This is a genomic window from Paracoccus sp. SMMA_5_TC, assembly GCF_009696685.2.
GTDB lineage: Bacteria > Pseudomonadota > Alphaproteobacteria > Rhodobacterales > Rhodobacteraceae > Paracoccus.
In genome coordinates, this window is the sequence record NZ_CP102355.1 from 1,155,082 (window position 1) to 1,178,101 (window position 23,020).

The window sequence follows — 23,020 nt, forward strand, 5'->3', positions numbered from 1 at the left end:
CCGCCGATGCTGCTGCGACCCGCTTTGCGGCGCGGGATCAGCAGCGCCGATCGGGGCAATCCGCGTTTCGCAACGGACCGAGATGACAGTTTTCGCGCCCCGGAGCATTGAGCGGGCGCGATTCCATGCTACATTGAAAAGGCCCCTGCGCCGGGGGAGATCGGCGCGATGACTGGAGGATGAACCCCTGTCCACTACCGTCCCGTCGGCCCCCGTGCCGGCCGCGACCACCGCGGAAACCAGGCTGACCAGCGATCAGCTGCTGGACCGTATTCTTGCCTCGCTTGACGACGACAAGGCCGAGGATGTCGTGACCATCGACCTTCGCGGCCGTTCGGCCATGGCCGATCACATGGTGATCGCCTCGGGCCGCAACGCCCGTCAGGTCGCCGCCATTGCCGAAAAGCTGGTCGAGCGTATCAAGCAGCTTACCGGGCGCTCTGCCCGCGTCGAGGGCAAGGAAACCGGCGACTGGGTGCTGATCGACACCGACGATGTCGTCGTGCATGTGTTCCGCCCGGAAGTGCGCGAATTCTATCAGCTGGAAAAGATGTGGATGCCGGCGGATGCGCTGCGCTCGGCCACGCTGGACCGGTTGCGCGCCGAACACGCCGCGGCCGAGCTGCGCCCGCCGCAGAACTGATCGCGGCGGCGCCCGGCCATGCGCATGGTCATTGCCGCCGTCGGGCGGCTGCGGCAGGGCCCCGAGTCCAGCCTGATCGCCGATTATCTCGACCGTCATGCCAAGGCGGGGAGGGCGCTTGGCCTGCCGCCGGTGCAGGTGGTCGAGGTCGAGGACCGGCGCGGCGGCGGCATGGCGGCAGAGGCGGCATTGCTGGCGCGTGCCATTCCCGAAGGCGCGGCGCTGGTGGTGCTGGATGAACGCGGCCAGCAGCTGACCTCGCCCGAATTTGCCGCGCGGATCGGGGCCTGGCGTGACCAGGCCCGCGACATCGCCTTTGTGATCGGGGGCGCCGATGGCATCGAGCCCGCGCTGCGCGGCCGCGCAGACCTGGCGATCAGCTTCGGACGCATGGTCTGGCCGCATATGCTTGTGCGGGTGATGCTGGCCGAACAGATCTATCGCGCCACCACCATCCTGTCCGGCAGCCCCTATCACCGCCTCTGACGCCGAACCGTTAAGTCTTTAGACACTATTGGCGCGGTCGTTTACCCTTTCTTGACTATCATGGTGGCATCCGAACGATGGGGGCCACGATGATCCCGCAACAACCTGCCGCAACCCCGCGCCCGGGCCTGGCGCCCGCTGGCCGCGTGACCGCCCCTGTGGCGCCGGTAACGGTGCCGGAACCGGGTGCCCTGCCGCCGGTGGCACAGCCGCCCGCAGCCGAACGCGCCGCCGGGGCCGATGGCGATATTTCCGCTGCGCGCCGCGTCTATGATACCCGCGGGCCGGGCGACGCTTCGGGGGCGGTGCCCGCTGACGGCAGGTCAGGCGAACCCGGCACCCCGCAGGACCGGGCAGAGTTTCGCGCCCAGGCCATCGCCCTGCTGCGCCAGGCCTATGGCGAGGATCCCGGATTTCAGCGCGCCATGCGGCTGGGCACGCTGGTCATCCGCACCCTGGCCGATCAGCCCGCCCCCGAGATGCGGCCCGAACTGAGCTATGCGGTGTATCGCGCCGGCGCGATGCAGTCGGCGCCGGATGGCACCTGGCACGGCGTCGCGCCGCCGCCCCGCGCCCCGGTGACTGTGCGGGTCGCCGCGCCGCAGGACTTCATCGCCTGGTGGCCGCGACCGGCCCCCGAGCGCCCCTAGGGGCAGGGGATGATCCAGTCGTCGATGATGCGCACCGCGTCCTCGGCGGTTTCGGCATAGCTGATCAGGTCCAGATCCTCGGGGCTGATGGTGCCGGCCTCGGCCAGGGCGGGCCAGTTGATGACCCTGCGCCAGAATTCCTCGCCGAACAGGATGAAGGGGATGCGCCGCATGCGCCCGGTCTGGATCAGGGTCAGGGTCTCGAACATCTCGTCCAGCGTGCCGAAACCGCCAGGAAAGATCGTGATCGCCTTGGCCCGCATCAGGAAATGCATCTTGCGGATGGCGAAATAGTGGAAGTTGAAGCACAGGTCGGGCGTCACATAGGCATTGGGCGCCTGTTCGTGCGGCAAGACGATCGACAGCCCGATCGAGGCTCCCCCGGCCTCATGCGCGCCCAGGTTGCCCGCCTCCATCACACCGGGGCCGCCGCCGGTGCAGATGACGTTTTCCGCGCCATAGCTTTCCAGGCTGCGTTCGGTCATCAGCCGGGCAAAGCGCCGCGCCTCGTCATAGTAATGCGACAGTTCGGCCAGCATCGGCGTGCGGGCGCTGTCGCGGTCCTGGGGGGCGGGGATGCGGGCGCCCCCGAACATCACCACGGTCGAGCGGATGCCGCGCGCGTCCATGATCATCTGCGGCTTCAGCAGTTCCAGCTGCAGCCGCACCGGGCGCAATTCCTCGCGCAGCAGGAATTCGGTATCGGTGAAGGCCAGGCGATAGGCCGGGGCGCGGGTCTGCGGCGTGTCGGGGGTGGTGCGCGCGGCGGCCACGTCCTGATGGCTGTCGCGGAAGGGGTGGTTACGCTCGTCTAGCTCGTTCATCCAAACCTCGGGCAGGGTTTGCCGCGCATTGCGCGGCCGCACCCACGGGCTTATAGCCCTTGGGTGACAGTTTCCACCCACGAGAGGCCAGACCAATGTCGAATGACGCCCTTGAAGCCGCCATCGAAGCCGCATGGGAGATCCGCGACCAGATCACCCCGGCCAGCAAGGGCGAGGCGCGCGATGCCATCGAAGCCACGCTGGAGGCGCTGGACAAGGGCGCGTTGCGCGTGGCCGAAAAGCGCGGCAACGACTGGCATGTCAACCAATGGGCGAAAAAGGCCGTGCTGCTGGGCTTTCGCCTGAAGGACATGGAAATGCACGCCGGCGGGCCGCAGAACGGCGGCTGGTGGGACAAGGTGGACAGCAAGTTCGCCGGCTGGGGCGAGGCCGACTGGCGGGCGGCGGGCTTTCGGGCGGTGCCCAACTGCGTGGTGCGCCGTTCGGCCTATATCGCCAGGGGCGTGGTGCTGATGCCCAGTTTCGTCAACCTGGGCGCCTATGTCGATGAAGGCACCATGGTAGATACCTGGGCCACCGTCGGATCCTGCGCCCAGATCGGCAAGAACGTGCATCTGTCGGGCGGTGTCGGCATCGGCGGCGTGCTGGAGCCGATGCAGGCCGGCCCCACCATCATCGAGGACAACTGTTTCATCGGCGCCCGTTCCGAGGTGGTCGAGGGCTGCATCGTGCGCGAAGGCTCGGTGCTGGGCATGGGCGTGTTCATCGGCAAGTCGACCAAGATCGTCGATCGCGAGACCGGCGAGGTCATGTATGGCGAAGTGCCGGCGGGTTCGGTGGTGGTCGCCGGGTCGATGCCGTCCAAGAATGGTGTGAACCTTTACTGCGCCGTCATCGTCAAGCGTGTCGATGCGCAGACCCGGTCGAAAACCTCGATCAACGAACTGCTGCGCGACTGATCGCGCGCCATGCTGTTGCGCGCCTGCATCGCTGCGGGCGCGCCGGCCCTTCCCTGCGCAAAAAATCGTGAACCCGGCGCGCGGCTGCGGCGTTGACGGCCCGGGAACTCGGTTCACAGGAGATTGCACATGGAAGGCTTGGGTTGGATCGCGGCGATCATCGTGGGCGGCCTGGCGGGATGGATCGCCAGCAGCATCATGAAGGCCGATACGGGGATTTTCCTCAACATCATCCTTGGTATCGTCGGCGCGGTGATCGGCAACGCGCTGTTGGGCATGGTCGGGCTCAGCGCCCAGCCGGGCAGCTGGCTGGCGCAGGGCGTGGTCGGGCTGGTCGGCGCTGTGATCCTGATCTGGCTATACCGCGCGGTCGCGCGCTAGCAGCTGCAAGGTCGCGGCCTGGGTCGCGGATCGGATCGGGGCGGGACATCCCGCCCCTTTTTCATGCGGTAAAGGCCGCGGGCTGCGCCCCGGTCAGCGGCAACAGATCCTGCGGGTTGATCGCAAACAGGTGGCGCGGGGTGCCGGCGGCGGCCCAGACGGTGGCGAATTCCAGCAGGCGCGGATCGACAAAGGCCCGGACCGGACGCAAATGACCCACCGGCGCAACCCCGCCGATGGCAAAACCGGTTTCGGCGCGCACCTGTTCGGCGTCGGCCCGCGTCAGCGGCTGGCCGGCCACCTGCGCCGCGCGGGCGGGATCGACGCGATTGCCGCCGGCAGTCAGAAACAGCAGCACCTGACCGCTGTCGGCGCCGCGAAAGATGATCGACTTGGCGATCTGATCGACCGCGCAGCCCACCACCTCGGCCGCGCCTTGTGCGGTGCGGGCGCGGTCGTCGGTTTCGCGGATGTCGACGGCCAGTCCGGCGGCCTCCAGCGCGGATTGCACGCGGCGCAAGCTCTTGCTCATCATCGTCCCCTTCGGTTACGGGCTAGGGATAGCCGTCATGCAGACAAAGGAAAAGCCATGGCCCAGCAGGTCTATACTCTTCTGGTCGAGGTCGGGCGCAGCGCCGATGACGGCCTGCCGCCGGATGCGACCGGTGCGGCGCTGATCTGCTATGCCTCGGGCGTGGACGAGGCCGAGGCGGTGCGCGAAACCGTCGCCATCCTGAAACAGGCCGGGCTGGCACCGCTGGAGGTCACTGGTCATGGCAGCATCGACGAACGCCTGGCCGAGGGGCACGACATCCCGGCCGAGGAACGCGCGCTGATGGATCGCGCCCTGGCCGAGAACGCGGTGATCGTCGCCCAGATGGAACCCATATTCGCCGAGGACTGATCCGCCCTACCCAGCCGCACCGGGCTGGGCTAGAGTAAGCGCAAACAGCACAAGAACAGGGACAGGCAGGATGATGACAGGCATTTCCCGCGCGGCGATCGTGGCGCTTCTGATCGGCAGTCTGGCGGGATGCGGGGTGTCCATACCCTCGGCCGGGGGCGGGACGGGGGGCAATTTCGCCGGCCTGCCGACCGCGAACGGTCAGGGCTCCGAGGCGGGCTTTCGCAACTGGGTGGCCAGTTTCCGCCCGCGGGCGCTGGCAGCGGGCGTCGCGCCGCAGGTGTTCGACAGCGCCATGGCCGAGGCGCATTTCATGCCCAGCCTGATCCAGCTGGACCGGCGGCAGAGCGAATTCACCAAGCCGATCTGGGCCTATCTGGACGATGCCATCGGCAGCCGCGGCGCCACCGGTCGCGCCAGGGCCGGCCAGCACGCCGCCACCCTGGCCGCGATCGAGGCGCGCTACGGCGTCCCGCGCGAGGTGGTGCTGGCGATCTGGGGGATGGAATCGAATTTCGGGGCCAATCGCGGCAATACCCGCATCGTCCCGGCGCTGGCCACGCTCGCCTATGACGGGCGGCGCGGCGAGTTCTTCGCCGGCGAGCTGGTGGCGGCGCTGCGCATCCTGCAGGCGGGCGACATCGACAACGCGCGCCTGGTGGGCAGCTGGGCGGGGGCGATGGGGCACACCCAGTTCATGCCGTCGTCCTTCCTGGCGCATGCGGTCGATTTCAACGGCGACGGGCGGCGCGACATCTGGTCGGACGATCCGACCGACGCGCTGGCCTCGACCGCGCTGTATCTGCGCCAGAACGGCTGGCGGCCGGGTCAGCCCTGGGGGGCCGAGGTGGTCCTGCCGCCGGGTTTCGACTACAACGCCACCGGCAAGGGGGTGCAGCGCTCGGGCAGCGACTGGACGGCGATGGGGGTGCGCACGCGCAGCGGCGCGCCGGTGCCCTCGGGCTCGATCCTGGTGCCGGCAGGCGCGCGCGGTCCGGCCTTTGTCATCACCGACAATTTCCGCGCCATCCTGAAATACAACGCCTCGGACAGCTATGCGCTGGCGGTCAGCTACCTGTCCGAAGCCATCGCCGGCCGGCCCGGAATCCAGGGCGCCTGGCCGCGCGGCGACCGGCCGCTGTCCAGCAGCGAAAAATCCGAAATCCAGCGGCTGCTGATGGCCCGGGGCTTTGACACCGGCGGCGTGGACGGCAAGCTGGGCAGCCAGTCGACCGAGGCGATCAAGGCGTTCCAGCGGTCGCGCGGGCTGACGCCGGATGGCTATGCCGACACCCGGCTGCTGGCGTTGCTGCGCGGCTGACGGCGGGCAGGATTCCCGCGCCACCGGCGCCTGCGGGCGCCGGTTCAGGCCAGAAATTCGGCGAAATCGGCCAGCACCCTTGCATAGACCTGGCGCTTGAACGGGACGATGCTGTCGATCAGCTCGGCCGCCGGCATCCAGCGCCAGCGATCGAATTCCGGATGCGCGGTCTGGATGCGCACGGCGCTGTCGGGGCCCAGAAAGCGCATGGCGAACCATTTCTGTTTCTGCCCGCCGTATCGCCCCTTCCAGACCTTGCCCAGCAGTTCGGGCGGCAAATCATAGGTGATCCAGTCCGGGCTTTCGGCCAGAACCTGCACCAGTTCGGGGGAAACGCCTGTTTCCTCGACCAGTTCGCGCAGCGCCGCCTGACGCGGGGTTTCGCCCTGGTCGATCCCGCCCTGCGGCATCTGCCAGGCCGGGCCGGGGTTGTCGATGCGCTGGCCGGCAAAGATCAGCCCTTGCGGGTTGATCAGCACGACGCCGGCACAAGGCCGATAGGGCAGGCCCGACGGCCCCAGAGGTTCCGGCGCGCTCATTGCCGGGCGGCCCCGCCATCGGCCGCGCCTTCGCCGGTCACCGCCGGCTTGGCAGCGTCCGGCACGGCATCGGCCTGAAAGCTGACCGCCGCCAGCCCCTTGAGGATATCGACCGCATAGGCCAGCTGGTAATCTTCCTTGCGCAGCTTGGCGGTGGCCTCGACCTGCTTGGCCTCTTCCTCGATCTGGCGCTTTTCCTCGTCGGAAACGGCGTCATTGTTCAGCGCCCCGCGCAGATCGGCCTCGGAGCTGAGGAATTTCGATTCGCTGCGCGGCTTGTCGGCATCCTCGTCTTCGGGCGTGACCGGATCGGGCTGTTCCACGATGATGTCGGGCTGGATCCCCAGCGCCTGGATGGAACGACCCGAAGGCGTGTAATAGCGCGCCGTGGTCAGGCGGATGGCGCTGTCGGAGGTGACCGGCATCACCGTCTGGACCGAGCCTTTGCCGAAGGATTTCGTGCCCACCACGATGGCGCGGCGATGATCCTGCAAGGCGCCGGTCACGATTTCCGAGGCCGAGGCCGAGCCGCCGTTGATCAGCACCACCATCGGCTTGCCTTGTGCCAGATCGCCGGGCTTGGCATTCCAGCGTTCGCTTTCCTCGGGCTTGCGGCCGCGGGTGGAAACGATCTCGCCCTTGTCGAGGAAGGCGTCCGACACGTCGATGGCCTGGTTCAGCAAGCCGCCGGGGTTGTTGCGCAGGTCCAGCACGAAGCCGGTGACCTTTTCGATGCCGCCGGCATCCTTGACCGCCTTGGCCAGTTCGCTGCGCAGCGTGTCGAAGGTTTCGTCGTTGAAGGTGGTGACGCGCAGCACCACGGCATGGCCCTCGATACGGGTCTTGACCACGGTCAGCTTGATGACATCGCGGGTGATGGTCAGGTCGAAGGGTTCCTTTTCCCCCTCGCGCAGGATGGTGATCTTGATTTCCGAGCCGACCGGGCCGCGCATTTTCTCGACCGCTTCGTCCAGGGTCAGACCCATCAGCGATTCACCGTTCACATGGGTGATGAAATCGCCGGCCTTGACCCCGGCCTGGGCGGCGGGCGTGTCGTCGATGGGCGAGATGACCTTGACCAGCCCGTCCTCTTGCCCGACCTCGATCCCCAGCCCGCCGAAACTGCCGCGGGTCTGGGTCTGCATGTCCTGGTAATCCTTGGCCGACAGGAAGGATGAATGCGGATCCAGCGAGGTCAGCATGCCGTTGATCGCGGCCTCGATCAGCTTCTTGTCGTCCACCTGTTCGACGTAATCGGCGCGCACCCGTTCAAAGACATTCCCGAACAGGTCAAGCTGTTCATAGACCGATGCATTCCTGCCGGTTTCCTGTGCGATCAGGGGGCCGGCGACCTGTGTGGCGACAGTGATGCCCGCAATCGTGCCGATCGCCCCTGCCAGAAGATAATGTTTCATTCCGTTTCGTCCTGCCCGGTTGCATTGCGGCCGATGATATCCTGACCCGTCCGGTCCGGCGTGATCTCTCCGACTATGGGATTCATCACGAACCATTCGGCCGGGTCCAGTGTTTCCTTGCCCTTGCGCAGTTCAAGATACAGTGTTTCGCTTTGTCCGGCCCGACCGCCGGCGGCGGCGCTGGCGACGAATTCGACGCCGAACTCCTCGGCCTCGGGCAGGGTGCCGCCCATCAGGCCCAGGGGCTCACCGGCGGCCAGCACATCGCCGGTTTCGCCGAACACCTGGGCCAGGCCGGCCAGAATCAGCAGATAGCCGCGCGCGGGCTCGACGATCATCACGTTGCCATAATCCAGCAGCGGCCCGCGATAGCGGATCGTGGCGGGCCAGGGGGTGGTGACCAGGGCCGCAGGGGTGGTGGCGATGACCAGTCCCGGGCGGCGCACGCCGGCGGCGTCGGGCTCGCCATAGCCATGCAGGACGCTGCCCACCACCGGCAGCGGCAGGCTGCCCTGGGCGCCCTCGAAATCGGCCATCGGCGGGCCCACGTCCTGTTCCAGCCCGGCGATCCCCGAGGCAAAGGCGTCCAGCGTATCGGCCGATTGCACCAGGGCCGTCAGTTCCTTGGGATCCTGGCCGAAGCGCACCGGCAGGCTCGAGCGGTCGGTGATGGCCGAGGCCAGCAGCAACCGCGCCTCCTGCACCTGCGCCAGCCCCTGGGCCAGCGTATTGGCCGCATTCAGCTGGATGGCGCGCACGGCCCGGATATCCTCGAGCTGTCTCTGGATCTGTTGCGCCTCGGCTTTCAGACCCGGGGCGACGGCATCCAGGATCATGCCGGCGCGGGCGGAATCCTCGGCCCCCGCGGGATGCAGCAGCAACATGGTCTCGGGCGATTTCTGCATCGCCGTCATCGCCCCCAGCACCCGGCCCAGGTCGGCGCCGCGGGCGTCGAACTGCGCGCGGATCTGCTGTTCGCGCAGACCGGCGCGGCGCAAGCCCTCGCGCAGCGCCGCCAGCCCCTGTTCATAGGCCCGGATCATCCGCGTCAGCGAGGCGACCTGATCGTCCTCGGTCAGGGCCTGATCCAGCTGGTCGACCGCGGCGCGCAGCTGGCTGGCGGCCTCGGCCGCTTCGCGCGCGGCCTGCGACAGCTGTGCGTCGCCCTGGGTCGGCGTGGCCGGTTGTGCCGGCGCCATCGAGCCCAGCGCGAAAGCCAGCAGCAGGGGCGGCAGCAGGCGCAATCTCATGCCCGGACGATCAGGCTGTGGCCGGTCATCTCGGGCGGCGGTTCCAGCCCCATCAGATCCAGCACCGTGGGGGCGACATCGGCCAGTCGGCCGTCGCGCAGGCTGGCCCCAGACGGGCCGTTATAGACGATGACGGGCACCGGGTTCAGCGTATGGGCCGTGTGCGGGCCGCCGGTTTCGGGGTCGATCATGGTTTCGCAATTGCCGTGATCGGCAATGACCACGGCCGCACCGCCGGCGCGATCCAGCGCCGCCAGCATCTGCCCCAGCCCCTGATCCACCGCCTCGCAGGCGCGGATGGCGGCGGGCAGGCTGCCGGTGTGACCGACCATGTCGGGGTTGGCGTAATTCACCACGATCAGGTCATAGCCGGCCTCGATCGCCGCGACCAGTCGGGCGCTGACCTCGGGGGCGGCCATTTCCGGGGCCAGGTCATAGGTGGCGACCTTGGGGCTGGCGGGCATGAAGCGGTCCTCGCCGAGTTCCGGGGTCTCCTTGCCGCCATTCAGGAAGAAGGTGACATGGGGGTATTTTTCCGTCTCGGCCAGGCGGAACTGGCGCAGGCCCTTGGCCGCGACCCAGGCGCCAAGGGTGTTGACCACCTGCCGCTTGGGATAGGCGGCCTGCATGTATTCGTCATGTCGTGCCGAATAGTCGACCATGCCCAGAAGCGCCGCCCATTCCGGGCGGCGGCCGGTGTCGAAGGCGTCGAAATCGGGCTGGCCGATGGCGGCCAGGATCTCGCGCGCGCGATCGGCGCGGAAGTTCAGGCAGAAGAAGCCGTCGCCGTCCCGCGCGCCCTGATAGCCCTCGATCACCGTGGGCTGGATGAACTCGTCGGTTTCGCCGCGGGCATAGGCGGCGCTGACCGCATGGGCGGCATCGGGCGCAGCTTCGCCATGGCCGCCGATCATGGCGGCATAGGCGCGGGCGACCCGATCCCAGCGATTGTCGCGATCCATGGCGAAATAGCGCCCGATCACCGTGCCGATGCGCACCCCGGCGGGCAGGTTGCCCATCAGTTCGGTGACGAAACCCAGTGCCGAACTGGGCGGCACGTCGCGCCCGTCGGTGATCGCGTGGATGACCACCGGCACGCCGCCTTCGGCGATGCTGCGGGCGGCGGCGATCACATGCTGGATATGGCCATGGACCCCCCCGTCCGAGACCACCCCCATCAGATGCGCCGTCCCGCCCGAGGCGCGCAGCCGGTCGATGAAACCGACCAGCGCCGGATTATGGGGAAAGCTGCCGTCCTCGATCGCCAGGTCGATCTGTCCCAGATCCATCGCCACCACGCGACCGGCGCCGATATTGGTGTGCCCGACCTCGGAATTGCCCATCTGGCCGCGCGGCAGGCCGACATCCGGGCCGTGGGTGACCAGGGTGGCATGGGGACAGTCGCGCATCAGCCGGTCGAAATTCGGGGTCTGCGCCTGATCGGGGGCACTGGTCTGGGGCCGGTCGGCGATGCCCCAGCCATCGAGGATGCACAGGACAACGGGTTTGGGTGGGGTCACGGTCATGCGATGCCTTCTGCTGGGTCGCTGACGCTTCTACGTCCCCGCGTCGCGCAGGGCAAGTTCGCCGCAGCGCGCGAATGGCCGCCGGTATCAGCCAGCGGTTGCGCCTGCTGCCCCGGCAACACTGGCCGCGCCCTGGGCCTCGGCCGCGATCTGTGCGGCCGATTTGCGCCCGCGTTCGGTGGCGGATTTCAGCTGGCCACAGGCCGCCATGATATCCTCGCCCCGCGGGGTGCGGATCGGGCTGGCATAGCCGGCCTTGTGGATGATGTCAGCGAAAGCCTCGATCCGGTCCCAGCCCGAGCGGCGGTAGGGTGCGCCGGGCCATTCGTTGAACGGGATCAGGTTGATCTTGGCCGGGATGCCGCGGATCAGCCGCACCAGGCGATGGGCGTCCTCGTCGCTGTCGTTCACCCCGTCCAGCATCACGTATTCAAAGGTGATGCGTTCCGAATTGGACAGCCGCGGATATTCGCGCAGCGCCGCCAGCAGCGTCTGGATGTTCCATTTGCGGTTCACCGGCACCAGGCGGTCGCGGACCTCGTCGGTGGTGGCATGAAAACTGACCGCCAGCAGGCAGCCGATTTCCTCGGCCGTCTTGGCGATTTCGGGCACGATGCCGCTGGTCGACAGGGTGATGCGCCGGCGCGACAGGCTGATGCCTTCGCCATCCATCACCACCTTCATCGCGTCGCGCACATTGTCGAAATTGTAAAGCGGCTCGCCCATGCCCATCAGCACGATGTTGCTGACCAGCCGGGTTTCGTCCTTGGGGGCACCGGGCTGTGGCCATTCGCCCAGATCGTCGCGCGCCACCATCACCTGACCGACGATCTCGCCCGCGGTCAGATTGCGCACCAGTTTCTGCGTGCCCGTGTGGCAAAAGGAACAGGTCAGCGTGCAGCCCACCTGGGACGAGATGCACAGTGTGCCGCGGTTTTCTTCCGGGATGTAGACGGTTTCGACCTCGTGGCCGCCGGCGATACGCAGCAGATACTTGCGCGTGCCGTCGGCGCTGATCTGGCGGGTGACGATTTCCGGCACGGCAATCTCGAAATGCTGTGCCAGCCTGGCGCGGTAATCCTTGGCCAGGTTGGTCATCAGCGCGAAATCGCGCACCCCCCAATGATAGACCCATTGCCAGATCTGGCCCACGCGCATCCGCGCCTGGCGTTCGGGCGTGCCGGCGTCGATCAGGGCCTGATGCAGCTGATCGCGGGTCAGGCCGACGATATTCATGCGCGCGCCTTGCGGCAGCTTGCGCGGAAGGGTCAGCAGATCCTGCGTGATCGGGGCAGCGGGCAAGGGGGCGGTCATGACGGGGGTCCGGGCTTCAGGGCAAGGCCCCTATATAGGGCAAGGCGGCGCAAAAGAAAACAGGGGCCGCAGCCCCTGTCGCCCTGTGCTGGCCGTGCCTGACGGTTATTTGCAGGCGGCTTGGGCCTTGTTGGTGGCGGCGGTGATGCCCGACAGGCTGAAGGTGTCCTTGGTCACGGTGCCGCGCGCCGAACGCCCGGTCACCACCGCCGAGGAGCCCGCCCGCAGGGCCGAGACCAGCTTGCTGTCCTCGGCGGGCGATCCGGTCCAGGCGCTTTCGCCTTCGGTGAACAGCTTGAACACCTGGCCGCCGATATTGACCTCGACGGCAGAATCCGGCGCGAAGGGATAACCGCCCGAGAAGGAAACCTCGCCCGCCTGACCGGGGCGATAGGCGACATAAAGGCGGATGTCGCCGCGGGTCACTTCCTTGGGCTTGCCGCTGCTGTCCAGGTTCTGGGTCGATTTCGGCGCCGATACCGCCCAGCACTCCTTGGGATTGGATGCGGAAAACACGGTCCAGTCGCCTTCGGTGCCGATCACATTGGACGATCCCTGGGCCAAGACCGGGGTGGAAAGGAAGATCGCGAATGCGGTGGCTGCAGCCGCCACACGCGGCGCGGATGTGAACATGCTCTGGCCTCCTGCCAATGTCCGGTTTTGTCCGGGCTTGTTGCCGATGGAAGTGGTGTTTTCAACCGTCTGCGGGCAAGATAATGCGAAAAAAGGGTGGCAAAAAAGCCCCGTTTGCAGAAAATCGCGCAATTGTCAGAGGAAACAGGGCCGTGACCGCAGCCAGACTTGTCGAATTGTGGCGTGGAGGGCTGTGCGAAAGCGCCCACTACGGACATGTGGTGATCTGTGACGCCGGAGGCGTGGTCGAGGCCTGGGGCGATCCCGGCACGGTGATCTATCCGCGCAGTTCGTGCAAGATGATCCAGGCGCTGCCCCTGGTCGAAAGCGGGGCTGCGGATGCGGCGGGGCTGGGGCCGCGGCATCTGGCGCTGGCCTGTGCCAGCCACAACGGGGCCGAGGTCCATACCCGCACCGTCGGCGACTGGCTGGCCGGACTGGGCTATGAGGACGCAGACCTGCGTTGCGGGGCGCATCTGCCCAACGATCCCCTGGCGCGGCGCGCGCTGATCTGTTCCGACCATGCGCCCTGTCAGGTCCATAACAACTGTTCGGGCAAGCATGCCGGTTTTCTGACGCTGGTGCGGCATCTGCGGGCCGGCCCCGAATATGTCGAGATCGATCACCCCGTCCAGCGCGCCGTGCGCCGCGCCTTCGAGGAGGTCACGGGCGAGACCGCGGCGGGTTGGGGGATCGACGGCTGTTCGGCGCCGAATTTTGCCTGCACGGTGCACGGGCTGGCCCATGCCATGGCCGGCTTTGCCAATGCGCGCGGGGATGCGCGGGGGCAGGCGCAACGGCGTCTTGTTCAGGCCATGATGGCCCATCCCGATCTGGTCGCGGGCGAGGGGCGCGCCTGCACCGAACTGATGCGCGCCGCCGGTGGCCGGGCCGCGCTCAAGACCGGGGCCGAGGCGGTGTTTGTCGCCATCCTGCCCGATCGCGGGCTGGGCATCGCGCTGAAGATCGTCGACGGCGGCACCCGCGCCGCCGAAGCCGCGATCACCGCGCTGCTGCTGCATCTGGGCGTGCTGGACGCGGCAGATCCCGTGGTTGCCAAATACCTGACCGGGCCGATCCTGAACTGGCGCGGGCTGGCAACCGGCGAATTGCGCCGCGCCCGGGGCTTTCCCGCCTAGACGAGCTGCCAGATCAGCCGCAGCGCCAGCAGGGTCGAGGCCGCCACCAGCAGCGGCTTGATGATGCGCGCGCCGATGTGGATGGCCAGCCGCGACCCCAGCAGGGCGCCGGCCACCTGCGCCGCCGCCATGGCCGCACCCAGCAGCCACAGCGGCTTGCCCACCAGTGCAAAGGCCAGCAGGCTGCCCAGGTTCGAGGCAAAGTTCAGCAGCTTGGTATGCGCGGTGGCCTTCAGGATGCCGAAACCTGCCAGCAGCACGAAGGCAAGCATCAGGAAGGCGCCGGTGCCGGGCCCCATCAGCCCGTCATAGAATGCGATCACCGGCACCACCGTGGCGCTGACCAGCAAGGGGGACAGGCGCCGGCTGCGATCCTGGTCGTCAAGCCCCGGTTTCAGCGCAAAGAACAGCGCGATGGCGACCAGCAGCACCGGCAGGCCATAGCGCAGCGCCTCGGTCGGAATGCGGCTGACCAGCAGCGCCCCGGCCAGCCCGGCGCCAAAGGCGATCAGCGCGGTTCCGCCCTGGGCGCGCAGATCGACCAGCCCGCTGCGGGCATAGGACAGCGCGGCGGCGCCGGCGCCAAAGACGCCCTGCACCTTGTTGGTGGCCAGCGCCTGCGCCGGCGGCAGCCCCGCCAGCATCAGCGCCGGCACGGTGATCAGCCCACCGCCACCGGCAATCGCATCGACAAAGCCGGCGGCAAAGGCCGCCGCCACCAGCATCAGCACAAGCTCGATCGAGATTTCCAGCATCCGCCCCCATTGCGGCGCGGCGACGGAATTGTAAAGCCCGGTCCGGCAGGCTCAGCCGCGGGGATGGGCGGCGCGATAGGCCGCCAGCAGATGCGCGTCATCGACCCCGGTATAGACCTGGGTGGTGGACAGGCTGGCATGGCCCAGCAATTCCTGGATCGTGCGCAGGTCGCCGCCCGCGGCCAGCAGATGCGTGGCAAAGGAATGGCGCAGCGCATGGGGCGTCGCGGTGGGCGGCAGCCCCAGCGCCTGCCGCGCCTTGCGCACCACTGCCGCGACGATGGCGGGGTTCAGCGCCCCGCCGCGCGCGCCGCGAAACAGCGGCTGCTGCGGCGCCGGCCGGTAGGGGCACAGCTCCAGATAGCGCGCCAGCGCCGCCCGCGCCACCGGCAGCACCGGCACCTGACGCTCGCGCCCGCCCTTGCCGCGTATGGTCAGCGCCTCGGGCAGGGGCCATTGGCTGCCGGTCAGGCCCAGGGCCTCGGAAATGCGCAGGCCGCAGCCATATAGCAACGTCAGCACCGCCACGTCGCGGGCGGCGATCCAGGGCTCGGCATGGCCCTCGGCCGCCAGGTCCAGCAGGTCGCGGGCCTGGTCGGGGGCCAGCGGTCGCGGCAGGGAGCGGGCGTATTTCGGCCCGCGCGAGGCCAGCGCCCGCGACGCATCGAACCCGTGCCGATCCGACATCCAGCGCAGAAAGCTGCGCGTCGCCGACAGCCGCCGCGCCAGGGACCGCGCCGACAGCCCGCGCGCCCGTTCGGCGGCGGCAAAGGCGCGCATGTCGGTCTGGGTCAGGTCGGCCAGGTCGGCAGGCAGGGCCGGGGCGCCGCGATAGCCGCCCAGAAAGGCCAGAAAGGCCAGCAGATCGGCCTGATAGGCACGGATGGTGTGGTCGGATCGGTCCCGGGTGGCGCGTTCGCTGTCCAGCCAGCGCGCCATGGCATCGGCCATCATCGGGGCCAGGGCCAGGGGCGCTGGCCTGTCGCTCATTTCCGCAGCCAGGACAGCAGCACCAGCCGGAACACCTGGGAAAAGAAGCGCAGCAGGTCGGTGCCCTGCGCCGGTGTGAAGCGGCCCTGTTCGGTCGATCCCAGCAGCAACAGCGCCGACAACTGTCCGGGGCCCAGATCAATGGGCAGCAGCGCCTCGGAGCGCAGGGGCGCGCGCGCCGGCCCGTGCAGGTCGCGCGTCGCCTCGGCCAGCGGCCGCAGCACGATGTCATCGCCGCGCGGCATGCGTCGACCAGCCGCGAGCAGCCGCCCGACAGTTCCTTCGGGGCGCAGGACCAGCGGGCTGCCCGCGGCAGAGGCCTCGGCCATTGCCTGGCCATCGGGGCTTTCCATCACCAGCCGCAGGGTCTCGACCCGCAGGATCGGCGCCACGGCGCTACCCAGATTGTCCAGGAATCCGGCGAAATCGATCGGTTCAAGCAGGGCCAGCACGGCGCGGTGGATGGTGTGCATCCCCGACTGGTTGTCATAGGCGGCCGAGATCACCGATTCATGCGCGGCTTCCAGCCGGTCCAGCCGCGCCTCGAGCGCCTGCATGGCACGACCGCGAATATCGATGACATTGCTGCCGATTTCCGCCTCGCGCGCGCCGATCAGCGCGCGCATCAGGTCACGGTCGGCCAGTATCAGTTCGGGCTGCGCCAGCAGCCGTGCCCGCGTCTCGGCCGACAGCGGCTGCGATTCGGCCGACATCAGACGATCTTCTGGCCGGTCTTGGCCCAGTCGGCGTTGAACTGTTCCAGGCCCTTGTCGGTCAGCACATGATTCGCCATCGCCTTGATGACCGCGGGCGGGGCGGTGATGACATCGGCGCCGATGCGCGCGACATCGGTGATGTGGTTGACCGACCGGATCGAGGCGGCCAGGATTTCGGTATCGAAATCGTAATTGTCGTAAATCTCGCGGATCTGGGCGATCAGCTCGACCCCGTCCAGGTTGATGTCGTCCAGACGCCCGATGAAGGGGCTGATGAATGTGGCGCCCGCCTTGGCCGCCAGGATCGCCTGGGCAGGGCTGAAGCACAGGGTCACGTTGACCTTGTGCCCGTCCGAGGACAGCGCCTTGCAGGCCTTGAGCCCGTCCCAGGTCAGCGGCACCTTGACGGTGATGTTGGGGGCGATCTTGACCAGGCGCTGACCCTCGCGGATCATGTCGGCGGCCTCGCTGGCGACGACTTCGGCGCTGACCGGGCCCTCGACCAGGTCGCAGATTTCCTTGGTCACTTCCAGGATGTCGCGCCCCGATTTCAGGATCAGCGAGGGGTTGGTGGTGACGCCGTCCACCATGCCCAGGTCGTTCAGTTCCCGGATGGCGGCAACATCGGCGGTATCGACAAAGAATTTCATGCGCGGAACCCTTCTTGCGGTTTGGCTGCGGGTTTAGCGCATAACAGTCCGCGCGGAAAGGGTGCCCTGCTTGCGGTGGTCGCGCCGCCGGTGCAAGATCGCGACGCCTTGCCGGAGCCTGCCCTTGGAAAGCCTCAGCCCGCATCTGTCCGACATCCTGCCGCTGCTGGCGGCGGGGCCTCTGCTGGTCGCAGACTGGCCGCTGTGGCTGCTGGCGGGCGTGATCGGCTGGCCGGGCCCTGGGTGATGCCGCCATTCTATCCCGAAGGCGCCCGCATCGCCGTGCTGACGCAAGAGGTGGTGGGGATACTGGATTACCTGGCGCCGCCGGGCGGGGTGCGGCTGGGCCAGCTGGTGGTGGTGCCTCTGGGGCCGCGGCGGGTGATGGGCGCGGTCTGGGGGCCGGGGCAGTGCGATTTCGACGCCGCGCGGCTGCGCGGCGTCCAGCGGCTGGTCGATGCGCCGCCGCTGACCCCGGCGATGATGGAATTCCTGGCCCGTATGGGCGACTACACGCTGACGCCCATGCCCTTGATGCTGCGGATGGCGACCCGGGCGCCGGACCTGGACCAGCCGCCGTCGGCGCGGCGGATCGTGGAACTGGCCGGACCGCCCCCCGAGCGCATGACCGATGCCCGCGCCGCCGTGCTGCGGGTCATCGCCGAACACGGCGGCGCAGGCTTTGCCCCGTCCGAGCTGGCGCAGTTGGCCGGGGTGGGCGCCGGGGTCGTGCAGGGACTGGTCCGCGCCGGCACCCTGGCCGAGCGGCTGGCGCCGCGCGACACGCCCTATCCGCGGCTGGACCCCGATCTGCCCGGCAAGCCGCTGGCGCCCGATCAGGCGGCGGCGGCGGCCAGCCTGTGCGCCGACCTGCGGGCGGGCGGCTATGGCACCACGCTGCTCCGCGGCGTCACCGGCTCGGGCAAGACCGAGGTCTATCTCGAGGCGGTGGCGGAATGTCTGCGCCAGGGCCGGCAGGCGCTGGTGCTGCTGCCCGAAATCGCGCTGTCGGCCGAGTTCCTGAACCGGGTCGAGGCGCGTTTCGGCGCCCGGCCCGGCGAATGGCACAGCGGCATCACCCGCAGCGAACGCCGCCGGCTGTGGATGATGGCGGCACAACATCAGGTCGGCATGGTGGTGGGCGCGCGCTCGGCCCTGTTCCTGCCCTTTGCCGACCTGGGGTTGATCGTTGTCGATGAGGAGCACGATTCCAGCTACAAGCAAGAGGACGGGGTCTATTACAGCGCCCGCGACATGGCGGTGCTGCGCGCCAGCATCGAAAACGCGCAGGTGGTGCTGGCCTCGGCCACGCCCTCGCTGGAAAGCTGGGTGAATGCGGGGCAGGGGAAATATCGCCGGCTGGACCTGCCTTCGCGTTACGGCAGTGCCGAACTGCCCGAACTGGCCAGCATCGACCTGCGCGCGCAGGACATGGAAAAGGGGCGCTGGATCAGCCCGCGGCTGGCGGCCGAACTGACGCAACGCATCGGGCGCGGCGAACAGGCGCTGCTGTTTCTGAACCGCCGCGGTTATGCCCCCATCACCGCCTGCCGCGCCTGCGGCCAGCAGGTGGGTTGCGACCATTGCGACGCCCGCATGGTCGAGCACCGGTTCCAGAACCGGCTGGTCTGCCATCAATGCGGCGCCACCCGGCCGGTGCCCACCGCCTGCCCGGCCTGCGGCACCGAAGGCCGCATGACCGCCATCGGCCCGGGGGTCGAGCGGCTGGCCGAAGAGGTGGCGGCGCGGTTTCCCGACGCGCGCAGCACGGTGCTGTCATCGGACCTGTTCCAGTCGGCGCGGGCGCTGAAACAGGCAATCGCCGAGATTGCCGAGGGCCAGACCGACATCATCATCGGCACCCAGATCGTGGCCAAGGGGCACAATTTCCCGCGCCTGACCCTGGTCGGGGTGATCGACGCCGACCTGGGCCTGCAGGGGGCCGACCTGCGCGCCGCCGAACGCAGCTTTCAGCTGATGCGCCAGGTTGCCGGGCGCGCCGGGCGCGAGGGCGGCGGGCCGCAGGGGTTGGCCTTGCTGCAAACCTATCAGCCCGATCATCCGGTGATCCGCGCCATCCTGTCGGGCCGGGACGAGGACTTCTGGGATGCCGAGGCGGCGCAGCGCCAGGCGGCGGGGATGCCGCCCTTTGGCCGGCTGGCGGGGATCATCCTGTCCCATCCCGATCAGTCCGTGGTCGAGGATCACGCCCGCGAAATGGCGCGCCGCGCCTCGCCGCTGCAGGCGGTGGGGGCCGAACTGTTCGGTCCGGCCCCGGCGCCCATCGCCCGCATCCGCGGCCGCTGCCGGGTGCGCATGCTGATCCGCGCCCCCCGGCAGGCGCCGCTGCAGGGGGCGATAGCCGACTGGCTCGCGCAGGCGCCACGGCCGCCGGCGAACCTGCGGCTGGCGGTGGACATCGACCCGCAAAGCTTCCTGTGATCGCACGGCCGGGCGCGGCGCGGCTGGCAGGTGCGGCCCGCGGCTCTGTTCTGCCATATTGCCCGGCCCGTCGGTTTGCGGCCGGGCCAGGCACCCTTTTCAGACGGCGTGGCGGTCCAGAAACCCCGCCAGCAGCCCCGCCAGGCGTTCGGCCCACAGCCGCTGGCCCCCGGCATCGGCGATCAGGTCGTTGCGCAGTTCGATCAGCACGTTCGGCCGGCCATGCGCCAGGGCATGGCGGTCGATCGAATCGCCCTCGAGATGACCGGAATAGGGTTCGTTGTCGCCGGTGATCCAGCCCTGGTCGCGACATTCGCGGATCAGCGCCGGGCCCAGCCGCTCGTCTCGGTGCGAATACAGCACCCCCACCGCCCAGGGCCGGCGCGGGCGGCCCCGCAGCTGCGGGGTAAAGCTGTGGATGGCGCAGATGGCCCGTTGCGGATGCGCCGCCGCCAGCCGGGCATAAGCGTCATGATAGGGGCGATAAAGCCGCGCCAGCCGCTCTTCGCGCTGCGCCGGGCCGACATGGCGGTTTGCCGGGATCACCGTGCCGTCATAGATGCGCATGATCAGGGTCGGATCGTCCTCGCCCCGGTTGGGATCGATCACCAGGCGCGAGAAATCCGACAGGATCGCCGGCGCGTCCAGCCGCGCCGCCAATTCGCGCGCAAGCCCGGCCGCGCCCACGTCATAGGCGATGTGGCGGGCCATGTCCTCGGCGGCAATGCCGAGATCGCCGCCACCGATCCAGTCGGGAACGTGGTTGCTGGCATGGTCGCAGGTCACCAGCCAGCGCGACGGGCGCCGCGCGCCCAGGATCTGAAACGGGTCGGGGGTCATTCGTGCTTCGCCTTGCATGGGCCTGTGTTTAGTGCAAACGCTTGCCCGGGCACCAGTTGCCGCAGCGGCGCTTTCTGCGCTATAACACCGCCGATAGCGCAAACATGATGGGGGAAAGACGGATGAGACGGCATCGCAAGGTCAAGATCGTGGCGACACTTGGGCCATCCTCCAGCGATTTTGCCACCATCCGCGCCCTGTTCGAGGCCGGGGCCGACGTGTTCCGGCTGAACATGAGCCATGGCACCCATGACGAACAGCGCGCCCGCTATGACATCATCCGCCGGGTCGAGGCCGAATCAGGTCGCCCGATCGCGGTTCTGGCCGATCTGCAGGGGCCGAAGCTGCGCGTGGGAACCTTTGCCCAGGGGCCGCATGACCTGGCCGAGGGCCAGGCCTTCCGCTTTGACCTCGATCCCGCGCCGGGCAGTGCCGATCGCGTGCAACTGCCGCATCCCGAGATCTTTGCCGCGCTGCGGCCGCAGGCCGAGCTTTTGGTCAACGACGGCAAGATCCGCCTGCGGGTCGAAAGCTGCGGCCCCGATTTCGCCGATTGCGTGGTCACCGCCGGCGGGCCGATCTCCAACCGCAAGGGGGTCAATGTCCCCGATGTGGTGCTGCCGCTGGCCGCGCTGTCCGACAAGGACCGCGAGGATCTGGAGTTCGCCTGCGAGCTCGGGGTGGACTGGCTGGCGCTGTCCTTTGTCCAGCGTCCCGAGGATGTGCTTGAGGCGCGCGAACTGGCCCGGGGCCGTGCCGCCATCCTGTCCAAGATCGAAAAGCCGGCCGCGGTGCGGGCGTTCGCCGAAATCCTCAAGGTGTCGGACGGCATCATGGTGGCGCGCGGCGATCTGGGGGTGGAACTGCCGGTGCATTCCGTGCCGCCGATCCAGAAGCGGCTGGTGCGCGCCTGCCGCGCCGCCGCCAAGCCGGTGATCGTCGCCACCCAGATGCTGGAATCGATGATCGAAAGCCCGATGCCCACCCGCGCCGAGGTCAGCGACGTGGCCACGGCCATCTACGAAGGCACCGATGCGATCATGCTGTCGGCCGAAAGCGCCGCCGGCGCCTATCCGGTCGAGGCCGTCTCGACGATGGACAATGTGGCGCGGTCGGTGGAAAGCGATCCGACCTATCGCGACATCATCGAAAGTTCGCGCAGCGCCAAGCGTCAGACCGTCGCCGACGGCATCGTGGCCGCCGCCCGCGAGATCGCCGAAACAACCGATATCGCCGCGATCTGCGCCTTTACCTCTTCGGGAACGACCGTCAGCCTGGTGGCGCGCGAACGTCCGCGCGTGCCGATCATCGCCATGTCTGCCGAACAGGCAACACTGCGCCGGCTGTGCCTGACCTGGGGGGCGCATTGCGTCAAGACGCCCGAACTGGAACGCTTCAAGCAGGCGGTGGTGAACGCGGCCAAGGCGGCGCGCGATTTCGGTTTTGCCGACGAAACCAACCAAATCGTCGTCATGGCCGGTGTGCCCTTCAATGTGCCCGGCACTACCAACATCTTGCGTATCGCCCCCTGCGACGAGCGCTTGATCTATCGCACCGATCCGGAATAAGCCCCGCCCGGAACGCTGTTACGGAAAGGTATTCCGATGATCGACATCCTGCTGCTTGCCGGCGTCGCGCTGGCTGTGCTTTCGGTGGTGATGGCCGTGGTGTCGCTGGCGCGCACGCAGCCGCCGCGCGGCGCCGCCCTTGCGCTGGTGCTGGGCATCGCGCTGATGTTCGCGGGCAGCTGGCTGGGCCAGCGACCCTTCAGCCTGCAGACGCTGGGCGACAGCTGGCAGCGTTTGCTGAGCGGCCAGATATCGCTGGATCAGGACGCGACCCCGGTCGCGCCAGTGCCCGCGTCCGCGCCGCAAGCGGCCGCGGAAGCGCCGGCAGAGACGCCCGCCGAGCCCGCTGCCGCCGAACCCTCTGCTGACGCGCCTGCCGCGACGCCCGTGCAGCAGTGACTTGCCAAAACCGGCGCGCCCGTCTATAGGGCACGCTTCCACCCGCGCGGCCGGCCGATATGGCATTGCCGAGTCGCGCGTTCACTCTGACCGCAAGGAGAGTAAAATGCCGAAGATGAAGACCAAGTCGGCCGCGAAGAAGCGGTTCTCGATGACGGCCTCGGGCAAGGTCAAGGCTGGCCCGGCCGGCAAGCGCCACGGCATGATCAAGCGCTCGACGAAATTCATCCGCGATGTGACCGGGACCATGATCCTGTCCGACGCGGACGCGAAGATCGTCAAGAAATACATGCCCTACGACCGCTAAGGAGAATCGCAGATGGCACGAGTCAAATCGGGGAAAGTCACCCACGCCCGCCACAAGAAGGTTCTTGACGCGGCAAAAGGTTATTACGGCAACCGGTCGCGCAACTTCCGCACCGCCACCCAGGCGGTCGACAAGGCGAACCAGTATGCGACCCGCGACCGCAAGACGCGCAAGCGCAATTTCCGCGCTCTGTGGATCCAGCGCATCAACGCCGCCGTGCGCGCCGTCGATGCCGAAATGACCTATTCGCGCTTCATCGCCGCGCTGGCGAAGGCGGGGATCGAGGTTGACCGCAAGGTTCTGGCCGACCTGGCCGTGCATGAGCCCGAGGCGTTTGCCGCCGTGGTTGCGCAAGCCAAGGCCGCTGCCTGAACCACTGGCTATAGCCGGACACTACAAGGCCCGCGT

At 68.3% G+C, this 23,020-nt stretch carries 27 protein-coding genes; 14 read left to right on the plus strand and 13 right to left on the minus strand.

Annotation, left to right across the window (positions count from 1 at the left end; translation table 11 throughout):
• The first annotated feature begins 214 nt into the window (after positions 1-214).
• The 3 genes from rsfS (at position 215) to GB880_RS05785 (ending at position 1,779) form a co-directional block, all read left to right on the plus strand.
• Positions 215-643, plus strand: a complete 429-nt coding sequence (rsfS, locus tag GB880_RS05775; protein WP_263467350.1) for a ribosome silencing factor — start codon at positions 215-217, stop codon at positions 641-643.
• 18 nt (positions 644-661) lie between these two features.
• Positions 662-1,129, plus strand: coding sequence for a 23S rRNA (pseudouridine(1915)-N(3))-methyltransferase RlmH (gene rlmH, locus GB880_RS05780; protein WP_154493759.1), 468 nt, complete (start codon positions 662-664; stop codon positions 1,127-1,129).
• Between the two features lie 89 nt (positions 1,130-1,218).
• Positions 1,219-1,779, plus strand: a complete 561-nt coding sequence (locus GB880_RS05785; RefSeq protein ID WP_154493758.1) for a hypothetical protein — start codon at positions 1,219-1,221, stop codon at positions 1,777-1,779.
• Here the strand turns inward: GB880_RS05785 and GB880_RS05790 are convergent.
• Positions 1,776-2,603 (minus strand): LOG family protein, encoded by an 828-nt coding sequence (locus GB880_RS05790; protein ID WP_154493757.1) that lies wholly within the window; start codon positions 2,601-2,603, stop codon positions 1,776-1,778. The genes GB880_RS05785 and GB880_RS05790 overlap by 4 nt on opposite strands.
• A gap of 95 nt (positions 2,604-2,698) precedes the next feature.
• Here GB880_RS05790 and dapD point away from each other — a divergent pair, with 95 nt between their 5' ends.
• On the plus strand, positions 2,699-3,523 hold the full coding sequence (gene dapD / locus GB880_RS05795) for a 2,3,4,5-tetrahydropyridine-2,6-dicarboxylate N-succinyltransferase (RefSeq protein ID WP_154493756.1): 825 nt from the start codon (positions 2,699-2,701) through the stop codon (positions 3,521-3,523).
• A gap of 129 nt (positions 3,524-3,652) precedes the next feature.
• Positions 3,653-3,904, plus strand: coding sequence for a GlsB/YeaQ/YmgE family stress response membrane protein (locus GB880_RS05800; protein ID WP_154493755.1), 252 nt, complete (start codon positions 3,653-3,655; stop codon positions 3,902-3,904).
• Positions 3,905-3,965: 61 nt separating this feature from the next.
• Here the strand turns inward: GB880_RS05800 and GB880_RS05805 are convergent, their stop codons facing one another.
• Complete coding sequence (locus GB880_RS05805; RefSeq protein ID WP_154493754.1) at positions 3,966-4,436, minus strand: YbaK/EbsC family protein; 471 nt, start codon at positions 4,434-4,436, stop codon at positions 3,966-3,968.
• A 57-nt stretch (positions 4,437-4,493) separates the two neighbouring features.
• On the opposite strand from GB880_RS05805, the gene GB880_RS05810 reads away from it, so the two are divergent.
• Both GB880_RS05810 and GB880_RS05815 read left to right on the plus strand, forming a co-directional pair.
• Positions 4,494-4,808: a hypothetical protein gene (locus GB880_RS05810; RefSeq protein ID WP_154493753.1), complete on the plus strand. Its 315-nt coding sequence runs from the start codon at positions 4,494-4,496 to the stop codon at positions 4,806-4,808.
• 70 nt (positions 4,809-4,878) lie between these two features.
• Positions 4,879-6,129 carry a lytic murein transglycosylase gene (locus tag GB880_RS05815; protein WP_154550671.1) on the plus strand — a complete coding sequence of 417 codons (1,251 nt, stop codon included), beginning with the start codon at positions 4,879-4,881 and terminating at the stop codon, positions 6,127-6,129.
• Between the two features lie 44 nt (positions 6,130-6,173).
• Here GB880_RS05815 and GB880_RS05820 read toward each other — a convergent pair whose 3' ends face one another.
• From GB880_RS05820 to GB880_RS05845, 6 genes are all read right to left on the minus strand, one after another.
• Positions 6,174-6,668, minus strand: coding sequence for an RNA pyrophosphohydrolase (locus GB880_RS05820; RefSeq protein WP_154493752.1), 495 nt, complete (start codon positions 6,666-6,668; stop codon positions 6,174-6,176).
• On the minus strand, positions 6,665-8,083 hold the full coding sequence (locus tag GB880_RS05825) for a S41 family peptidase (protein ID WP_154493751.1): 1,419 nt from the start codon (positions 8,081-8,083) through the stop codon (positions 6,665-6,667). Before GB880_RS05825 ends, GB880_RS05820 begins: the two co-directional genes overlap by 4 nt.
• Complete coding sequence (locus GB880_RS05830) at positions 8,080-9,333, minus strand: murein hydrolase activator EnvC family protein (RefSeq protein WP_263467351.1); 1,254 nt, start codon at positions 9,331-9,333, stop codon at positions 8,080-8,082. The genes GB880_RS05825 and GB880_RS05830 overlap by 4 nt, the downstream gene beginning before the upstream one ends.
• Positions 9,330-10,853, minus strand: a complete 1,524-nt coding sequence (gpmI, locus tag GB880_RS05835; RefSeq protein WP_263467373.1) for a 2,3-bisphosphoglycerate-independent phosphoglycerate mutase — start codon at positions 10,851-10,853, stop codon at positions 9,330-9,332. Before gpmI ends, GB880_RS05830 begins: the two co-directional genes overlap by 4 nt.
• A 93-nt stretch (positions 10,854-10,946) precedes the next feature.
• Positions 10,947-12,173 (minus strand): 23S rRNA (adenine(2503)-C(2))-methyltransferase RlmN, encoded by a 1,227-nt coding sequence (rlmN, locus tag GB880_RS05840; protein ID WP_154493749.1) that lies wholly within the window; start codon positions 12,171-12,173, stop codon positions 10,947-10,949.
• A 105-nt stretch (positions 12,174-12,278) separates the two neighbouring features.
• Positions 12,279-12,806: an invasion associated locus B family protein gene (locus tag GB880_RS05845; protein WP_154493748.1), complete on the minus strand. Its 528-nt coding sequence runs from the start codon at positions 12,804-12,806 to the stop codon at positions 12,279-12,281.
• Positions 12,807-12,958: 152 nt separating this feature from the next.
• Here GB880_RS05845 and GB880_RS05850 point away from each other — a divergent pair, with 152 nt between their 5' ends.
• Positions 12,959-13,945: an asparaginase gene (locus GB880_RS05850; protein ID WP_263467352.1), complete on the plus strand. Its 987-nt coding sequence runs from the start codon at positions 12,959-12,961 to the stop codon at positions 13,943-13,945.
• On the opposite strand, the gene GB880_RS05855 is transcribed toward GB880_RS05850, so the two are convergent.
• From GB880_RS05855 to fsa, 4 genes are read right to left on the minus strand one after another with little or no spacing between them, the layout of a single operon-like run.
• A complete protein-coding gene (locus tag GB880_RS05855; protein ID WP_154493746.1) occupies positions 13,942-14,700 on the minus strand; it encodes a TSUP family transporter in 759 nt (252 codons plus the stop codon). The two genes, GB880_RS05850 and GB880_RS05855, sit on opposite strands and share 4 nt — an antisense overlap.
• 51 nt (positions 14,701-14,751) lie before the next feature.
• Positions 14,752-15,690 carry a tyrosine recombinase XerC gene (locus tag GB880_RS05860; protein WP_263467353.1) on the minus strand — a complete coding sequence of 313 codons (939 nt, stop codon included), beginning with the start codon at positions 15,688-15,690 and terminating at the stop codon, positions 14,752-14,754.
• Positions 15,687-16,403, minus strand: a complete 717-nt coding sequence (locus GB880_RS05865; protein ID WP_154550779.1) for a DUF484 family protein — start codon at positions 16,401-16,403, stop codon at positions 15,687-15,689. Before GB880_RS05865 ends, GB880_RS05860 begins: the two co-directional genes overlap by 4 nt.
• The gene (gene fsa, locus GB880_RS05870; protein ID WP_154494613.1) at positions 16,403-17,056 is read right to left on the minus strand and encodes a fructose-6-phosphate aldolase; all 654 of its coding nucleotides are present in this window, start codon (positions 17,054-17,056) and stop codon (positions 16,403-16,405) included. Before fsa ends, GB880_RS05865 begins: the two co-directional genes overlap by 1 nt.
• Positions 17,057-17,180: 124 nt before the next feature.
• Between fsa and GB880_RS05875 the strand changes: the two genes are divergently transcribed.
• Both GB880_RS05875 and GB880_RS05880 read left to right on the plus strand, forming a co-directional pair.
• Entirely contained in the window at positions 17,181-17,303 is a 123-nt protein-coding gene (locus GB880_RS05875) for a hypothetical protein (protein WP_256376887.1), read from the plus strand.
• Complete coding sequence (locus tag GB880_RS05880; protein WP_263467355.1) at positions 17,303-19,498, plus strand: primosomal protein N'; 2,196 nt, start codon at positions 17,303-17,305, stop codon at positions 19,496-19,498. The genes GB880_RS05875 and GB880_RS05880 overlap by 1 nt, the downstream gene beginning before the upstream one ends.
• 99 nt (positions 19,499-19,597) lie before the next feature.
• On the opposite strand, the gene GB880_RS05885 is transcribed toward GB880_RS05880, so the two are convergent.
• Positions 19,598-20,338: an N-formylglutamate amidohydrolase gene (locus GB880_RS05885; protein WP_154494585.1), complete on the minus strand. Its 741-nt coding sequence runs from the start codon at positions 20,336-20,338 to the stop codon at positions 19,598-19,600.
• A 122-nt stretch (positions 20,339-20,460) separates the two neighbouring features.
• Between GB880_RS05885 and pyk the strand changes: the two genes are divergently transcribed.
• The 4 genes from pyk (at position 20,461) to rplT (ending at position 22,984) form a co-directional block, all read left to right on the plus strand.
• A complete protein-coding gene (gene pyk, locus GB880_RS05890) occupies positions 20,461-21,906 on the plus strand; it encodes a pyruvate kinase (RefSeq protein ID WP_154494584.1) in 1,446 nt (481 codons plus the stop codon).
• A 36-nt stretch (positions 21,907-21,942) separates the two neighbouring features.
• A complete protein-coding gene (locus GB880_RS05895) occupies positions 21,943-22,305 on the plus strand; it encodes a hypothetical protein (RefSeq protein ID WP_154550663.1) in 363 nt (120 codons plus the stop codon).
• 106 nt (positions 22,306-22,411) lie between these two features.
• Positions 22,412-22,612 (plus strand): 50S ribosomal protein L35, encoded by a 201-nt coding sequence (gene rpmI, locus GB880_RS05900; protein WP_154494193.1) that lies wholly within the window; start codon positions 22,412-22,414, stop codon positions 22,610-22,612.
• Between the two features lie 12 nt (positions 22,613-22,624).
• Positions 22,625-22,984 (plus strand): 50S ribosomal protein L20, encoded by a 360-nt coding sequence (gene rplT / locus GB880_RS05905; protein ID WP_028721130.1) that lies wholly within the window; start codon positions 22,625-22,627, stop codon positions 22,982-22,984.
• The last annotated feature ends 36 nt before the right edge of the window (positions 22,985-23,020 follow it).

Bases quoted from the DNA above. Each gene is read 5' to 3' on its own strand.
- GB880_RS05815 (WP_154550671.1), top strand. From the start codon at position 4,879: ATGATGACAGGCATTTCCCGCGCGGCGATCGTGGCGCTTCTGATCGGC.
- GB880_RS05880 (WP_263467355.1), top strand. From the start codon at position 17,303: ATGCCGCCATTCTATCCCGAAGGCGCCCGCATCGCCGTGCTGACGCAA.
- rpmI (WP_154494193.1), top strand. From the start codon at position 22,412: ATGCCGAAGATGAAGACCAAGTCGGCCGCGAAGAAGCGGTTCTCGATG.
- GB880_RS05805 (WP_154493754.1), bottom strand. From the start codon at position 4,436: ATGAGCAAGAGCTTGCGCCGCGTGCAATCCGCGCTGGAGGCCGCCGGA.
- pyk (WP_154494584.1), top strand. From the start codon at position 20,461: ATGAGACGGCATCGCAAGGTCAAGATCGTGGCGACACTTGGGCCATCC.
- rplT (WP_028721130.1), top strand. From the start codon at position 22,625: ATGGCACGAGTCAAATCGGGGAAAGTCACCCACGCCCGCCACAAGAAG.
- GB880_RS05825 (WP_154493751.1), bottom strand. From the start codon at position 8,083: ATGAAACATTATCTTCTGGCAGGGGCGATCGGCACGATTGCGGGCATC.
- GB880_RS05895 (WP_154550663.1), top strand. From the start codon at position 21,943: ATGATCGACATCCTGCTGCTTGCCGGCGTCGCGCTGGCTGTGCTTTCG.
- GB880_RS05865 (WP_154550779.1), bottom strand. From the start codon at position 16,403: ATGTCGGCCGAATCGCAGCCGCTGTCGGCCGAGACGCGGGCACGGCTG.
- dapD (WP_154493756.1), top strand. From the start codon at position 2,699: ATGTCGAATGACGCCCTTGAAGCCGCCATCGAAGCCGCATGGGAGATC.
- GB880_RS05855 (WP_154493746.1), bottom strand. From the start codon at position 14,700: ATGCTGGAAATCTCGATCGAGCTTGTGCTGATGCTGGTGGCGGCGGCC.
- GB880_RS05810 (WP_154493753.1), top strand. From the start codon at position 4,494: ATGGCCCAGCAGGTCTATACTCTTCTGGTCGAGGTCGGGCGCAGCGCC.
- GB880_RS05785 (WP_154493758.1), top strand. From the start codon at position 1,219: ATGATCCCGCAACAACCTGCCGCAACCCCGCGCCCGGGCCTGGCGCCC.
- GB880_RS05830 (WP_263467351.1), bottom strand. From the start codon at position 9,333: ATGAGATTGCGCCTGCTGCCGCCCCTGCTGCTGGCTTTCGCGCTGGGC.
- GB880_RS05800 (WP_154493755.1), top strand. From the start codon at position 3,653: ATGGAAGGCTTGGGTTGGATCGCGGCGATCATCGTGGGCGGCCTGGCG.
- GB880_RS05860 (WP_263467353.1), bottom strand. From the start codon at position 15,690: ATGAGCGACAGGCCAGCGCCCCTGGCCCTGGCCCCGATGATGGCCGAT.
- GB880_RS05845 (WP_154493748.1), bottom strand. From the start codon at position 12,806: ATGTTCACATCCGCGCCGCGTGTGGCGGCTGCAGCCACCGCATTCGCG.
- rlmN (WP_154493749.1), bottom strand. From the start codon at position 12,173: ATGACCGCCCCCTTGCCCGCTGCCCCGATCACGCAGGATCTGCTGACC.
- fsa (WP_154494613.1), bottom strand. From the start codon at position 17,056: ATGAAATTCTTTGTCGATACCGCCGATGTTGCCGCCATCCGGGAACTG.
- rlmH (WP_154493759.1), top strand. From the start codon at position 662: ATGCGCATGGTCATTGCCGCCGTCGGGCGGCTGCGGCAGGGCCCCGAG.
- GB880_RS05820 (WP_154493752.1), bottom strand. From the start codon at position 6,668: ATGAGCGCGCCGGAACCTCTGGGGCCGTCGGGCCTGCCCTATCGGCCT.
- GB880_RS05790 (WP_154493757.1), bottom strand. From the start codon at position 2,603: ATGAACGAGCTAGACGAGCGTAACCACCCCTTCCGCGACAGCCATCAG.
- GB880_RS05885 (WP_154494585.1), bottom strand. From the start codon at position 20,338: ATGACCCCCGACCCGTTTCAGATCCTGGGCGCGCGGCGCCCGTCGCGC.